Source organism: Bacillus sp. Marseille-P3661 (assembly GCF_900240995.1).
GTDB lineage: Bacteria > Bacillota > Bacilli > Bacillales > Bacillaceae_J > OESV01.
Genome location: NZ_LT965958.1, coordinates 47,719 through 62,222, shown reverse-complemented (window position 1 = coordinate 62,222; position 14,504 = coordinate 47,719). Strand labels below are relative to the sequence as shown.

Sequence of the window (14,504 nt, the reverse complement as noted above, 5' to 3'; positions counted from 1 at the left end):
ATTTAAATTACCTTCATAAAACATTATAGTAGTTAATGTTTTGATTAATTAGAAAAAATCAACCCAAATTTTAATCGCACTTGCTAAAATAAGAACAGCTAAAATAGCTTGTAATACCTTTGTATTCATCTTTTTACCAGCATTTGCTCCTAACGGAGAAGCGATCAAACTTGCTACAATCATAATAAGGGCTGGCACTAACAACACTTGACCGGTTAATAATTTGCCGGTAGTTGAACCGATAGATGAAATAAACGTGATCGCTAATGACGTTGCAATTGTCATTCTTGTCGGAATTTTAAGAACCACTAACATGATCGGCACTAGAATAAACGCACCAGCAGCTCCGACGATCCCAGCGCCAATACCGACGATAAAAGCTAAAACAGCCGCTAACCATTTATTAAATTGCACTTGATCTAACGGAATATCATCCACATTTTTTTTCGGCACAAACATCATAATTGCCGCGATCGCAGCTAGTATTCCGTACACAAAGTTAACAGCACTTTCTGATAATAATGTAGATCCATAACCACCGATAAAGCTACCAAATAAAATCGCAACTCCCATATAAATAATTAACGTCTTATTTAAATAGCCGCCTTTACGATATGCCCATACACCGCCAATTGTTGCAAAAAACACTTGGATTGCACTTATTCCTGATACTTCGTGGGCACTAAAAGCAGCAAAACCTAGTAAAGGTGGTATATACAATAACATTGGATATTTAATTATGGAACCGCCGATTCCTACCATTCCAGAAATATATGAACCAATAAATCCAATGAGGAATATTATAATCCAAAATAATAAGTCTTCCACTTACATCATCTCCCCTAAGTTTGAACAGGGGCATCCTCCCGGGTCCCCCTGTTTAGATTGACTCTTTACATTGCAATCTTAACCCTTTTTAATCCAGAACTTTAACACACCATCTTCTTCTTTACTATCTAATAGTTCATGGCCACCTGATTTTGTCCATGCAGCTAGATCGTTTTTTGCACCTTTATCTGTTGTGTGAACTTCTAAAATTAGTCCTGACTCCATTTCATTCATAGCTTTTTTTGTTTTAACGATAGGCATTGGGCAAGCTAACCCTTTAGCATCTAAAATTTTATCTGAATTCATTATAATTCCTCCTAAAAGATATCAGTCTGTATGGTGAACCGCACAACGGTTTGGACCAATTTCTAACTCTTGTTTTCTTTCATAATCTGCATCTTGAATTCCACGGTTTATCATAATAATTTCTTCAAAGTTTGGTGGTTTTACTGAGCCTGCTGATTTTTCAACATCATTTAAGAACTCTTCTATTGAAGCCGTGAACATTTTTTCATTACGATGACGAATATTTCCTAATGTATCGCCAATGTAGCCTTGATCATTGATTTCCCCATGAATGTTAGCATAATGAGCAGGTAACACGATCACATCATCTGCAATTTCTGATACCTTATTAAATACCGTATCATATAAATCATTGGCCCATTCTCTCACCTTATTTCCTAAATCAGGGCGACCAAGGCCACTAATAAAGATCGTATCCCCAGAGAATAATAGCTTTTTATTTACAAAGAATGAAACACTACCAGGTGTATGTCCTGGCGTTTTTACAGCAAGAACTTCTAATTCAACGTTTTTAAATTTAATTTTTTCATGTTCTTCAAATGGTTTAAAATCAAATACAGCACCTTCACTCTTCATTAGATAGTAAGATGCACCTGTGGCATCCGCTAATTCTTTACCACCTGAAATATGGTCCGCATGTAAATGTGAATCGACAATATGCGTAATTGTAGCACCTTCAGCTTTAGCTGCTTGAATATATTCATTTACAAATCGTGCTGGATCCACGATTAATGCTTCATCACCCGATATGACCATGTAAGATAAACAGCCTTTACCAACACGGACAAATTGATATACTTTGGTTTGCTCATCTTCATATACTTTTGCTTGATATAAATGCTCACTCCATGATTTCATTCCGCCTGTTAAGTAAGCAGTAGCGATACCTTCCTCAGCTAACATTTCCGCTACCATTTTAGAAGAACCTTCTTTTGCACAAACTACTAAAATCTCTTGGTCTGTTGGAATTTTACTGATAACTTCATCTACACCATCTAGTAATTCAAAATAAGGTACGTTTAAATACGTAAAGTTTTCTCCTTCGATTTTCCAATCATTAAAATCACTAACATTACGTACATCGAATATAAATAAGTTATCCTTGTTTAACACCTTGTTCGTTACTTCTTTTGCAGTCATTTCTCTCACAAACACCCCATTTACCCCATGTGGTATTTTAATGTTTAAAAAAATATGCTTTCGTTTGAAATGTTCTTAAATCCTTTTTTATAAGTTTACATAATATTTATTATGAAAACTATTATTAAGTAATGATTAAAACGTTAATGTTACATTCGCATCTTTTGCATATTCTAGGAATGTTACCGCTCCACCAACTTCGATACCATCAATAAAGTCATCTGTTGTTAAACCCATTACATCCATTGTCATTTGACAACCAATAAATTTAACACCTAAGTCTTTCGCCATTTCTGCTAGTTCAGGAATTGAAGGTACATTTGCTTGTATAAAGCCTTCGGCATACTGTTCTTTGCCCGCTGGCATTTCAAGTTGCTTATTTGCTTCTTTATGAATTAAATTGAGACCTTCAAATGTAAAGAAAATCGCCACTTCTTGATCACTTGCAGCAGCTGCTGTTGCGATATTGAATACTTTATATGCATCAAATAAACCACCATTGCTTGCAATAATTGCCACTTTTGTCATGTTAATTCCCCCAACCTTTTATTTTTTAACTCCTTGGACAGTTTCTCCAGTCCATTTACTCATACCAGGCACTACGTTGATCACATTTTTGAACCCTTTTTGTGCTAATTTTTGAGCAACTAAATCACTTCGATTTCCAGTTCTGCATACTACATAGATTATATCTTCAGGATTTAGCTCTGTAGCTCTTCCTTCAAACTCTTCTAATGGAAATGGTCGTGCACCTGGTATATGTTTAAATGCATATTCAGCTGGTTCGCGAACGTCTAATAATACAATTGAGCTATCATTTGCTAATTTAGCTTGAAGGTCTTCATTTGAAATAACATTCGGATGTTTCGTTTCAGCCTTGTCTTCACCACTAGATTTTCTTAAATAATGCTTTAAAATTCCATCTTCCTCAATCGTTCCAATATATTGATGTCCTGTGCTTTCAGCCCATGCTTTGATATCTGCCTTAGAACCTTTATCAGTAGCTTGAACTTCCATTACTAAGCCTGGCTCTAGTTCATTCATCGCTTTCTTCGTTTTTACGATTGGCATTGGACATGCTAACCCTTTTGCATCTACTATCATATTTGTTTTAATATCCATTTAATCTTCCTCCTATTTTGTCAAATACCGCAACGGGTATATTTTTAGGTTAAAAAATTTAATCTATGATCACAGATTTACCTCCTTATTACCAAGCACTCATACCGCCTTTCACATTCGTTATATTCTTAAAGCCATGTTTTTTTAATAGCTTACTAGCTTTTGTGCTTCTCATACCACTTTGACAGATCACTACTACTTCTTTATCAATTGAAAGTTCGTTTAAGCGATTCCCTAGTTCATGTAAAGGGATGTTTTTAAACGCTTTAATGCGATTTGCTTTGTATTCACCAGGTGTTCGTACATCTACAAACTGTTTATCTTTTTCTATTATTACACCCTTTAATTCTGTGGTCGTAATCTGCTTAATACCTTTTGCAGGAACAAATCTAGTTCCCGCGAACCATGCTATCAAAATAAAAAGTACTATATTTATAAATAAATCCATAGTTTGCACCTCTTTCGTATTTTACTAGATAAATAGATTTACATTCCCATTTTCAGCATCAGCTAAATATGCCGCAACGCCAGCAAATTCTACACCATCCATTAATTCTTCTTGTTGGAATCCTAATAAGTCAACTGTCATTTGACATGCTACTAATTTTACATCTTGCATTTTAGCCATCTCAATTAAGTCAGGTAGAGATGTTGCGTTATGCTTCTTCATCACGCTTTTAATCATTTTCGGTCCCATTCCTGCAAAATGCATATTAGACAGCCCTAACTTATCTGCTCCACGTGGCATCATCTTACCAAACATCTTTTCAAGGAACCCTTTTTTAACAGGTACTAGCTCATCTTTTCGTAATGCATTTAAACCCCAGAATGTATGGAAAATGGTTACTTTATGGTCATAAGCTGCAGCACCATTTGCAATAATATAAGCTGCCATTGCTTTATCGTATTCTCCACTAAATAAAATAATATTCGTTGATTTTTGCTCTGACATCGTATCTCTCCTTAAATTTATCGTTTTACATATACGCGTACAGGTATATAAAGTATTAAAAAAATTATCCTTTTTTAATCCAGAATTTCAAAACATCATTTTCTACTTTATCATGGACTAATTCATGTCCACCTGAATTTGCCCATGCTGCTAGATCATTTTTAGCCCCTTTGTCTGTTGCATGAACTTCAAGGACTTGACCTGACTTTAGCTCATCCATGGCTTTTTTCGTCTTAACTATGGGCATTGGACATGCAAGACCTTTTGCATCTAAGATTTTATCTGAGTTCATTTAAAATCCTCCTTATATTCATTCACTATAACCCCTATAGGTATATTACAAAACGTATCAATTTATGTCAACAGCATAATCTAATTTTTCTTATCGGCTTTTTACAAGCAATTGCACAGCTTCGTTTACAACATCATCTGACTGTTCTCCGTTTGCTGCTTTTTCACGCACACATTGCTCTAAATTTTTGCTAACTATTACAGCAATCGTTTTTTCTAATGCACTTCTTGCTGCGGACAGTTGGACAATGACATCTTTACATTCTTTTTCTTCTTCCATCATTCGAAGAACACCTCTAACCTGCCCCTCTATTCTTTTCATACGGTTTTTCACTGCCTTATCATATTCCATCTATATATAACCACCTTTCTTACTTATTAGAAAAGCTGCTATTAATTTTTATTACTATTACTAATCTTTGCATCTCTCTACTTGTTTATAACCGCTTGCCTTACTAATTCGATTATATACCCATATAGGTATTTTGTAAATATGTTTTTTCGTAATCAGGTCTAGGTCATTATCCTTATGTTGGTTAAAGACAAGCCCATTGCTCTGCATTTTATACATAAATTGGGTGGGACACATCTATAATATACAGATTTGTGTTTTAATGATTAACTTTTACTTTGACAGGAGGGTTTCAGTTGACAGAATATGAAGCTGGCGGGTTGGTAATGTTAAGCTTTGGCGCTCTAATCTTGTTTTTACTGTTATTGATTATCCCCTATATTCTCAGTGCTGTAGGTTTATACAATATGGCAAAGCGTGCCCAGATCAACAACGAATGGCTTGCTTTTGTTCCGATCGGTAATTCCTATATTATTGGTGAACTCATTGATAACAAACTTCAATGGTTCCCATTTGGCAGTAGTGGCGGTGTAAAACTGCTAATTGTTACGGTTGGAACCATCATAATAAACTTTATCCCTATTCTAGGTACAATAATTGCGTTTCTTATCGGTATATTTTGGTTTGTTGTTTTTCATTGGCTCTATCAAAAATATTCAGACAGTGCCGTGCTGCTAACCATTATTACTGTGCTTACCGGCGGACTTGCTGCCTGTATATTTATTTTTGCATTACGAAATAAAGAACCTTTAAATTAATTTGTAAAAAATGGGCTCTTGAATTGACTTCAAGAGCCTTCGTCTTTTTTATAAAGAATGTAATTTGTCGGTAAAGGATAAAATTGGAATTATAATATTTTATAAATATGAAACTTTTTAGTGCAACCAACGACTAAGAATTGAACTAAGTTAAACTACACAAGGAGGATTTTTAATGAAGAAAATTTCAATGTTCATTATAATAGTTGGTGTATTTATTGGTCTTGTAGGCTGTAATACAACGAACGAAAATATAGCAGAGGATACGCCAAAAGAGGAAAATGCAGAAACAAATGAAAATACAAAGGATGCTGAAACAGAGTCAAATGAGGAATCTCAGGAAGAACAGCCAGAACAGCCAGAACAAGCTCTACCTGAATTAGAAGAACAAAAGACTGTAAACATGATGCTTGAAGGTATGGCAGAAGAAAAAGTCGTCAATGTTCATCATCATAAAGAACTAGGTTTCTCAACATATGTACCTGATGATATGGTAGTGGAATCAAATTCAGATACATTCAATGTATTTACAAACTTCGGTGGCACTAAAAATGAAGATGCTACATTAAAAATCAAAAGTCAAACAGAAACACAATTAATTGAAGAGCTAGAAGGTAATGGCTTTACAATTGAAAGCCAGGATCAAAAAGCTTACGATTTTTCAGAAAAGGAATTCTCATTGCAAAAAGAAGGTATGATTGGACGCGCAGCAATTTTCAAGCACAATACTAAAGAATATACTTTATACTATTATTTCCCTGAAGATTATGCGGATGGCTTTGGACCAAGATCTGAAATCATTGTTAGTGAAATCGTATGGCATGATGAACAGCAGTAGAATACAGAATAGGATATGGGTATAATTTCCATATCCTTTTTTTATTTTTATCAAGGAAATTATAAAAAAGATTCATTTAGATCTGCTTACATTTCTCGCCTTTATTATTCTCTCATTTCATTCTTTACCATTTGAACAGCTTTTTCATAGTCTGTAGGATTATCAATATCAAAATTCCAAGAGTCATCACCCGCAGGAACTCTCTTTATTTGATTTTTATATTTTTGCAGAATTTCTTTTCCACCAACATCCCCTTCAAGTTGCCTAAATTCGCAAAACAAACTTGAATCAAATAAAACAGGATGTCCAGGACTACTATTATATTGTGGCTGAAAAATTAAATAACCTTTGCTGCGATTTTCAAGATACGATTGTATCATATTATCTATTAACGAAAGTGGAATAAATGGTTGGTCTGCAAGCATAACAAAAGCTGCATCTACATTATTTCCTTCTATACTTCGTATCCCTTTACGCAAGGAAGTAGCCATTCCCTCTGCATATTCCTCATTATTCAAAATAGAAACATTTTTTCGTGAACCTAAATGGTCTGTCAGCTCATGATGATATTTACCCGTTACAACAGCTATTGGGTTTAAGTTTGCCGTTATAGCCTTATCAACACTATATAAAAATAAGGGCTTTCCTGCCAATTGCATCAGCTGTTTAGGCTGCCCCATCCTACTAGATAGACCAGCTGCTAAAATAACTGCTCCAATTTTCACATTATTATACATCTTCAATAGTTCACCTCTTTTATTAATTTTAGACGTATTGTAATGAATATGTAAATCATTTGGATTAAAGATATAGGGCGGATTCTATCAGTCTTTAAATCGTAAATTGTTCATTTATGTAAAAAACATCATGGTGTTTAACAAATTCGTAAGTATGAATCTTAATGCCGTGGCGAAAACAACATGACAGATACACCAATTAAACATATTCCCGCTCCAACCCAATCGTAGACATCCGGTGTTTTTTTATCAATTCCCCATCCCCATAATACAGAAAGTATAATAAAAACACCCCCGTAAGCTGCATACACTCGACCAAAAGAAGGAAATGTTTGAAACGTAGCAATTACACCATATAAAGCTAATGCAATACCACCTAAGATTCCCCAATAATATGGTTTTCCCTCTCTGAGCCATAACCAAACGAGGTACCCACCGCCAATTTCAAGCAAACCGGCAAGGGTAAATAGCACAAATGCATAAAGCACGATCATCACTTCCTAAAAGAATATTATATTAATGAAGTATATCATTACTTTAATGCTCAGATTAGAATAAATCACTTTAAACTAATACTTTGATAAAAACGTTTGGGATTTATTGTAGTTAGCCTTATGAAGAGCTTTGGACACTACTTTTCCTCTTGGTTTCCTCTTCATCTGCCTTATGAAGAGCTTTGGACACTACTTTTCCTCTTGGTTTCCTCTTCATTCGCCTTATTTACCAGCTCTTTGGTTTTCTTGCACTTACGGGAACGTTTAGCGGTTATTCGTTACCAGCTCTCTGCTTTTTTTGTACTTACGGGAACGTTTAGCGGTTATTTGTTACCGGCTCTTTGCTTTTCTTGTACTTACGGGAACGTTTAGCGGTTATTTGTTACCGGCTCTCTGCTTTTTTTGTACTTACGGGAACGTTTAGCGGTTATTTGTTACCGGCTCTTTGCTTTTTTTGTACTTACGGGAACGTTTAGCGATTATTCGTTACCGGCTCTCTGCTTTTTTTGTACTTACGGGAACGTTTAGCGGTTATTTGTTACCGGCTCTCTGCTTTTTTTGTACTTATGGGAACGATTTGCGGTTATTCGTTACCGGCTCTTTGCTTTTTTTGTACTTACGGGAACGATTTGCGGTTATTCGTTACCGGATCTTTGCTTTTCTTGCAGTTACGGGAACGATTAGCGGTTATTCGTTACCGGCTCTTTGCTTTTTTTGTACTTACGGGAACGTTTAGCGGTTATTTGTTACCGGATCTTTGGTTTTCTTGCACTTACGGGAACGTTTAGCGGTTATTCGTTACCGGATCTTTGCTTTTCCTTGTACTTACGGGAACGTTTAGCGGTTATTTGTTACCGGATCTCTGCTTTTTTTGTACTTACGGGAACGTTTAGCGATTATTCGTTACCGGATCTTTGCTTTTCTTGCAGTTACGGGAACGTTTAGCGATTATTCGTTACCGGATCTTTGCTTTTCTTGCACTTACGGGAACGTTTAGCGGTTATTCGTTACCAGCTCTCTGCTTTTTTTGTACTTATGGGAACGAATGGCAGTTATTCGTTACCAGCTCTTTGCTTTTTTTGTACTTACGGGAACGTTTAGCGGTTATTTGTTACCGGCTTTCTGCTTTTTTTGTACTATCGGAAACGATTAGCGGTTATTCGTTACCGGATCTTTGCTTTTCCTTGTACTTACGGGAACGTTTAGCGGTTATTTGTTACCGGCTCTCTGCTTTTTTTGTACTATCGGAAACGTTTAGCGGTTATTTGTTACCGGCTCTCTGCTTTTTTTGTACTATCGGAAACGTTTAGCGGTTATTTGTTACCGGCTCTTTGCTTTTTTTGTACTTACGGGAACGTTTAGCGATTATTCGTTACCAGCTTTCTGCTTTTTTTGTACTTACGGGAACGTTTAGCGGTTATTCGTTACCGGATCTTTGCTTTTCCTTGTACTTACGGGAACGTTTAGCGGTTATTCGTTACCAGCTCTCTGCCTTTTTTGTACTTACGGGAACGTTTAGCGGTTATTTGTTACCGGCTCTTTGCTTTTCCTTGTACTTACGGGAACGTTTAGCGGTTATTCGTTACCAGCTCTCTGCCTTTTTTGTACTTACGGGAACGTTTAGCGATTATTCGTTACCGGCTCTCTGCTTTTCTTGCAGTTACGGGAACGTTTAGCGATTATTCGTTACCGGCTCTCTGCTTTTTTTGTACTTACGGGAACGTTTAGCGGTTATTCGTTACCAGCTTTCTGCTTTTTTTGCACTTATGGGAACGAATGGCGGTTATTCGTTACCGGATCTTTGCTTTTCTTGCACTTCAAGAGCTTTGTACACTACTTTTTCTCTCTGTTTCCTCTTCATTCGCCTTATGAAGAGCTTTGGCCGCATATAGATTGGGTGCAACAAAAAAAGCCGATCTACAAAGACCAGCTCTATAATTAATTTATTGATTCGCTTTTTTTACCCATTCAGCCACAGTTACAGTCCGTATCGCTTGATGTTTAACAGCTGCTTGCACATCTTCTATCATATTACCATCTTGATCTACCGTCACACTTGTTCCATAAGGGTTTCCACCTGAGCCAAAGATAACAGGATCAGTGTAACCAGGAGCTGCCACAATCGCACCCCAATGATACATGGTTGTATACAGAGATAAAATAGTTGCCTCTTGACCACCATGTGAATTTTGCGCTGAACTCATGGCACTCACTACTTTATTTACAAGCTTTCCATTAAACCATAAACCACCTGTAGTATCCAAGAATTGTTTCATTTGAGATGGCATATTACCAAAACGTGTTGGTACACTAAAAATTATTGCATCTGCCCATTCTAAATCGTCCAATGTTACTTCTGGCACAGATTGGGTAGCTTCCACATGCGCTTTCCAAACTGGGTTTCCCTCAATTGCAGACTGTGGTGCTAACTCTGGCACTTTAAGGACCTTCACTTCTGCACCCGCTTCTTTTGCACCTTCTTCAGCCCATCTGGATAATTGATAGTTCGTCCCACCCATGCTGTAATAAATAACCGCTAATTTAACATTTGACATCCGATTGTCTCCTTTTTATATCAGTTTCTAAGTAGGTTTGATAAAAAAACCATCACAACACCTCTATTATTTCAATTTAATGTTCATTTAATTCAAGGATATTAACATTAATGCAGGACTCACTTAGTCAAAGAATGTAGTTAATTTTAATTAGTCATTATTTTGTAATAAAAGGTTTCTATAATTGTCATTAAATCTGCAAAATTACTTCATAATTAAGACCTATAATTGAGACAAATAGATAAGGAGGATTGAGGAAAGTGGGAAAAAGAAAACTGATTACTGTGCTGTTAACAGTAGGTCTAGCTTTTGGCGCCGTTAGTACAAGTGTTCTTGCAAATGAACTGCCGACTAAAGAAGAAATGTATAAGTTGTTTGAAAATGGTGTTCCATCATTTAGTGAGATGCTACCATTCATGAAAAACATGCATCCAACTTGGTCTGAAGATCAACTAGAAGATATGTATAAAGCTTGTCACGAAGAAGGTGGAATGATGCAAAATTCTCGTTTCGCTCCTCAACAGCAAAGCAACATGATGAATAACTTTTAATATCAATAAAAAAACCTGCACTTCAAGTAAATTTCAAGTGCAGGTTTTATATTAAGCAAGTAACCACTTTGTTAGATCACTTTTATTCTCCTCAATAATCCGATGATCAGTTGAATATGTTTTATAGATTACAGCAGCACCTGAATTTCTAAAATGCTCATAATTCTTTTTTCCTACTTCAGGCGGAAAGATTTGATCAAATTCACCATCTGATAGAAAAATGGAAAGATGATGGATAGGCTTTGTCGGATAGTCCTCGGGAACAAAAGATGGAATATAGCCATTCATTGAAACAATCCCTTTTAACGTTTCTCCTAACACTAATGCAAGTGAGTTCGCCAAAATCGCTCCCTGGCTAAACCCGCCAATGTGTACTCTTTCTCGATCTACTGGGTATTTATTACATGCATATTCAATAAAAGACTGTAATCGTTCCATGCTTTCATCAAACAACCTTCGTTCTGGATTACCGTAGCTCTTTAAATAATAAAATGCATATCCATTTTCATATGTAAGCTGTCCACGGATCCCGATTAGTATATATTTTTCCTTCACACCCTCAAAAACTTCTAACATACGTTTTTCATTATGTCCAATACCATGTAACGCAAATAAAACCGGATACGTTTTTCCTGTTTCCATATTAGTCGGTGTGGAAACCTGATAATGAAAGGTCGCTTGCATTCTATAACCTCCTAATTTAGATTTATTCGTTATTAATAACTGCCTAAAAATCACTGGAAATATCATACAGATTAAATTCTGCACAAAACTTTAAATGTCCTTTTTATAATCAAAAACTGATGCGTGATCTATTTTATAAGCAGATCAAGCACCAGTTGCATGGTTTCTTTATTTATGTAGTGGTATTATGTCCCTTTCTGCCAAGCGCCGAAACTGTTTATCAAATGCAATGATCGTGATCGGTTGCTTTAGAGTGACATCTGAAAAATCAATATTAAACTCCCACGGCTGGGAATAGGATTCTGCCAATTTTCGTTTACCTTGATACGCTGCAACGTAATACGGTTGTTGCCCTAATGGCAATTTCACATAAACCATACAATTCCTTACTGTTGTTGGTTTTTTGATTTCTTCTAATGATATATATTCACTCGGATTTTGTTCCACTATTTCCTTTTGAATATCTGATAAGAACCACTCATCGGCAATCATTCGCTTATAATAATCATCAACTAACTGACTATCACCTAAATCATAATTATTATTTTGATTATCATAATTTGTTGTTCGTTTATCTAAATTGAAATATGTGATTGCTTTTACATTAGGAAATAACTTTGGCAAAAAACCGTACATGTTCCCAATTTGGCCTGCTGCCCATTGGGAATAATCTTTTTGGAGTTGATAGCTGTAATGTGAAACAGCACCCTCTGAAATCATAATCGGTTTATGTTGATATTTTTCATAAAGCGGTCGCAAATAATCGATTGGGTTTCCCCCTAACACTTCCTTCCCATGTGAGTACGGAATCGTATATAAAGAAAACCCTATCCAGTCTACTACATCATCTCCCGGATAATAGGGATCTATATTATGTCGCGGTAAAAAGTTTGGAGACCAAACCATAGCAACATTCGGTGCCTCTTCTTCCATAATGTCATGTATCAATCTAAACTTCTCTACATACTTTTGTGGATCCCTACTCCAAGGTACCCATTCCCCATTCATTTCACTTGCATATCGTAAGAAAATTGGGATTCCAGCTCGGTTGGCCTCTCGGGCAAACTGTCGAACATACGCATCATCACTAACATCATCTAATCCGTTTGAAGGTTCCCACCCGATTTGCAACGCCCCTCCATTTCTTTTAACCTCTTCCGCAAATGAAGTGGGAAAATACGAATTCGTGTCTTTATATTTTTTTCTCCAAGACGTGTACGTTAAATACAAAGCATGTTTTTTTCCGTATATTTCATCTACCCTATTAACTCGGCCATTTTCCCGTTTCCCTGCGACGAACATTCCTAAATACGTACCGCTCATTGGTTCAAATTTCGCCAATTTAGCAGGTCTTTCTTTTGGCTCCTCAACTAACAGCTTAATTTCAGTATCAATGTGATCGGCGCGAATTACCTTGACAATTCCCCAATCAGGATGACCCGCTTTTTCCCAAAAAGTTGCTGAAAGACGGTAAAAATGAGCTGCTTTCTTATATTTCTCTGTTGAATCATATAGCTCTGCAAGTTTTGAACTATAAATAGCTGCATTATTCCAGTTTTTAGACTTTTCAGCGGCCTTTACTTTAGCTTCAAGGTTCATTATTTCAGGAGAATGTATCTTCCCTAGTACCTGCGTTGGAATACAGTATTGTAGTAGACACAATGCTATTATCCAAAAGAAATACTTTTTCATGTAAAAACCTCCACAAACTTAATTCAATAGTAGATAGAATTCATTAATCACAGAAAAAGTATTCATAGCGATCAATATCAAAATGTATGAATATATAGGCCACCTGAAAAATAAACAAATATTCCAACAAGACATACACCTAAAAAATATCTATTAATATACTACGTTGAAGCCTAAAGCTTACACTATTTTTTTGAGGTGGTACCTTTTGTTTTATCATGTAAAAGAACTCCAATATCATGCAAAACCTGAAAGACCTGACCCACTGTATGCAAAAAAGTTACAGGAGATCTTAGGCGGACAGTTTGGTGAAATTTCAGTTGCCCTTCAATACTTATTTCAAGGGTGGAGTGTGCGTGGCAACGGTAAATATAAAGACTTACTAATGGATACGGGAGCTGAAGAGCTGGCCCATATTGAAATGCTTGCCACTATGATTGCTAGACTATTAGATGGGGCGCCTGTAGGTGACTTAGAAGAAGCTGCAAAGGACCCAGTAATTGGAGCAATTCTTGGAGGAATGAATCCTCAACATGCCATTGTTTCAGGTCTTGGGGCAATGCCTGCCGATAGTGTCGGCAATAGATGGACAGCTGATTATATTATTGCTAGCGGAAATTTACTAGCAGATTTTAGAGCTAATCTTAATGCGGAATCACAAGGACGGTTACAAGCTGTTCGTTTATACGAATCAACCAATGACCGTGGTGTGAAAGACATGCTTTCATGGTTAATTGCGCGAGATACGATGCATCAAAATCAATGGATTGCCGCAATCAGAGAACTGGAAGCTAAAGAAAATGTTGTCGTACCTAGTACGTTCCCTAGACAGCTGGAAAAATGCGAAGTTTCTTATACTTTATTTAATTATTCTCGTGGAAGTGAAAGTGCAACTGGACGGTGGGCAAATGGGCCAAGTATGGACGGCCTAGGAACTTTCAATTATGTTGCACAACCAGTACCTTTCGGAGAAAAACCTATATTAAAGCCAGCACCTCCTTATATTCATGATACGTTGCCAACTGTTCTTAGAGAAAATAACCGATTAATTCCACCTGATATCGGGTAAATATATATGTTCATTCAGTACCTACCATGTTTTGTTATTTGTAAAGAAGGGGTAGGTACTGTTCGAATTAAGTATAGCTTCAACTATTAATTGTAAAACCCTTTTAGCAATAGTATCATTTTTAATAGAACTGAT

18 protein-coding genes are annotated in these 14,504 nt (G+C 36.3%); 4 read left to right on the top strand and 14 right to left on the bottom strand.

Features of this window, described 5'->3' with window-relative positions:
• Window positions 1-48: 48 nt before the first annotated feature.
• From C1724_RS22950 to C1724_RS22910, 9 genes are all read right to left on the bottom strand, one after another.
• Window positions 49-828: a sulfite exporter TauE/SafE family protein gene (locus C1724_RS22950; RefSeq protein ID WP_102349087.1), complete on the bottom strand. Its 780-nt coding sequence runs from the start codon at window positions 826-828 to the stop codon at window positions 49-51.
• Window positions 829-906: 78 nt separating this feature from the next.
• Window positions 907-1,134 carry a sulfurtransferase TusA family protein gene (locus tag C1724_RS22945; protein ID WP_102349086.1) on the bottom strand — a complete coding sequence of 76 codons (228 nt, stop codon included), beginning with the start codon at window positions 1,132-1,134 and terminating at the stop codon, window positions 907-909.
• A gap of 21 nt (window positions 1,135-1,155) precedes the next feature.
• Window positions 1,156-2,289, bottom strand: a complete 1,134-nt coding sequence (locus C1724_RS22940; RefSeq protein ID WP_102349085.1) for an MBL fold metallo-hydrolase — start codon at window positions 2,287-2,289, stop codon at window positions 1,156-1,158.
• A gap of 120 nt (window positions 2,290-2,409) precedes the next feature.
• Window positions 2,410-2,802 (bottom strand): DsrE/DsrF/DrsH-like family protein, encoded by a 393-nt coding sequence (locus C1724_RS22935; protein WP_102349084.1) that lies wholly within the window; start codon window positions 2,800-2,802, stop codon window positions 2,410-2,412.
• An 18-nt stretch (window positions 2,803-2,820) separates the two neighbouring features.
• Window positions 2,821-3,396: a sulfurtransferase TusA family protein gene (locus C1724_RS22930; protein WP_102349083.1), complete on the bottom strand. Its 576-nt coding sequence runs from the start codon at window positions 3,394-3,396 to the stop codon at window positions 2,821-2,823.
• An 88-nt stretch (window positions 3,397-3,484) separates the two neighbouring features.
• Window positions 3,485-3,844: a rhodanese-like domain-containing protein gene (locus C1724_RS22925; RefSeq protein ID WP_102349082.1), complete on the bottom strand. Its 360-nt coding sequence runs from the start codon at window positions 3,842-3,844 to the stop codon at window positions 3,485-3,487.
• Window positions 3,845-3,868: 24 nt separating this feature from the next.
• Window positions 3,869-4,348, bottom strand: coding sequence for a DsrE/DsrF/DrsH-like family protein (locus tag C1724_RS22920; protein WP_102349081.1), 480 nt, complete (start codon window positions 4,346-4,348; stop codon window positions 3,869-3,871).
• A 64-nt stretch (window positions 4,349-4,412) separates the two neighbouring features.
• Window positions 4,413-4,640, bottom strand: coding sequence for a sulfurtransferase TusA family protein (locus tag C1724_RS22915; protein WP_102349080.1), 228 nt, complete (start codon window positions 4,638-4,640; stop codon window positions 4,413-4,415).
• A gap of 90 nt (window positions 4,641-4,730) precedes the next feature.
• Window positions 4,731-4,991, bottom strand: coding sequence for a metal-sensitive transcriptional regulator (locus C1724_RS22910; RefSeq protein WP_102349079.1), 261 nt, complete (start codon window positions 4,989-4,991; stop codon window positions 4,731-4,733).
• Between the two features lie 296 nt (window positions 4,992-5,287).
• Between C1724_RS22910 and C1724_RS22905 the strand changes: the two genes are divergently transcribed.
• Together C1724_RS22905 and C1724_RS22900 are read left to right on the top strand one after the other, a co-directional pair.
• Window positions 5,288-5,749, top strand: a complete 462-nt coding sequence (locus C1724_RS22905; RefSeq protein WP_102349078.1) for a hypothetical protein — start codon at window positions 5,288-5,290, stop codon at window positions 5,747-5,749.
• 175 nt (window positions 5,750-5,924) lie between these two features.
• Window positions 5,925-6,587: a hypothetical protein gene (locus tag C1724_RS22900; RefSeq protein WP_102349077.1), complete on the top strand. Its 663-nt coding sequence runs from the start codon at window positions 5,925-5,927 to the stop codon at window positions 6,585-6,587.
• Between the two features lie 104 nt (window positions 6,588-6,691).
• On the opposite strand, the gene C1724_RS22895 is transcribed toward C1724_RS22900, so the two are convergent.
• From C1724_RS22895 to wrbA, 3 genes are all read right to left on the bottom strand, one after another.
• Window positions 6,692-7,324 carry a nucleotidyltransferase family protein gene (locus C1724_RS22895; protein WP_102349076.1) on the bottom strand — a complete coding sequence of 211 codons (633 nt, stop codon included), beginning with the start codon at window positions 7,322-7,324 and terminating at the stop codon, window positions 6,692-6,694.
• Between the two features lie 161 nt (window positions 7,325-7,485).
• A complete protein-coding gene (locus tag C1724_RS22890; RefSeq protein ID WP_180994423.1) occupies window positions 7,486-7,818 on the bottom strand; it encodes a YnfA family protein in 333 nt (110 codons plus the stop codon).
• A gap of 1,943 nt (window positions 7,819-9,761) precedes the next feature.
• Window positions 9,762-10,373 (bottom strand): NAD(P)H:quinone oxidoreductase, encoded by a 612-nt coding sequence (gene wrbA / locus C1724_RS22885; RefSeq protein ID WP_102349074.1) that lies wholly within the window; start codon window positions 10,371-10,373, stop codon window positions 9,762-9,764.
• A 260-nt stretch (window positions 10,374-10,633) separates the two neighbouring features.
• On the opposite strand from wrbA, the gene C1724_RS22880 reads away from it, so the two are divergent.
• Window positions 10,634-10,924, top strand: a complete 291-nt coding sequence (locus tag C1724_RS22880; protein ID WP_102349073.1) for a hypothetical protein — start codon at window positions 10,634-10,636, stop codon at window positions 10,922-10,924.
• Between the two features lie 51 nt (window positions 10,925-10,975).
• On the opposite strand, the gene C1724_RS22875 is transcribed toward C1724_RS22880, so the two are convergent.
• Window positions 10,976-11,608 (bottom strand): alpha/beta hydrolase, encoded by a 633-nt coding sequence (locus tag C1724_RS22875; RefSeq protein WP_102349072.1) that lies wholly within the window; start codon window positions 11,606-11,608, stop codon window positions 10,976-10,978.
• 168 nt (window positions 11,609-11,776) lie between these two features.
• Window positions 11,777-13,300 (bottom strand): glycoside hydrolase family 26 protein, encoded by a 1,524-nt coding sequence (locus C1724_RS22870; protein ID WP_102349071.1) that lies wholly within the window; start codon window positions 13,298-13,300, stop codon window positions 11,777-11,779.
• Between the two features lie 208 nt (window positions 13,301-13,508).
• On the opposite strand from C1724_RS22870, the gene C1724_RS22865 reads away from it, so the two are divergent.
• Window positions 13,509-14,369 carry a manganese catalase family protein gene (locus tag C1724_RS22865; protein WP_102349070.1) on the top strand — a complete coding sequence of 287 codons (861 nt, stop codon included), beginning with the start codon at window positions 13,509-13,511 and terminating at the stop codon, window positions 14,367-14,369.
• Window positions 14,370-14,504: the final 135 nt, after the last annotated feature.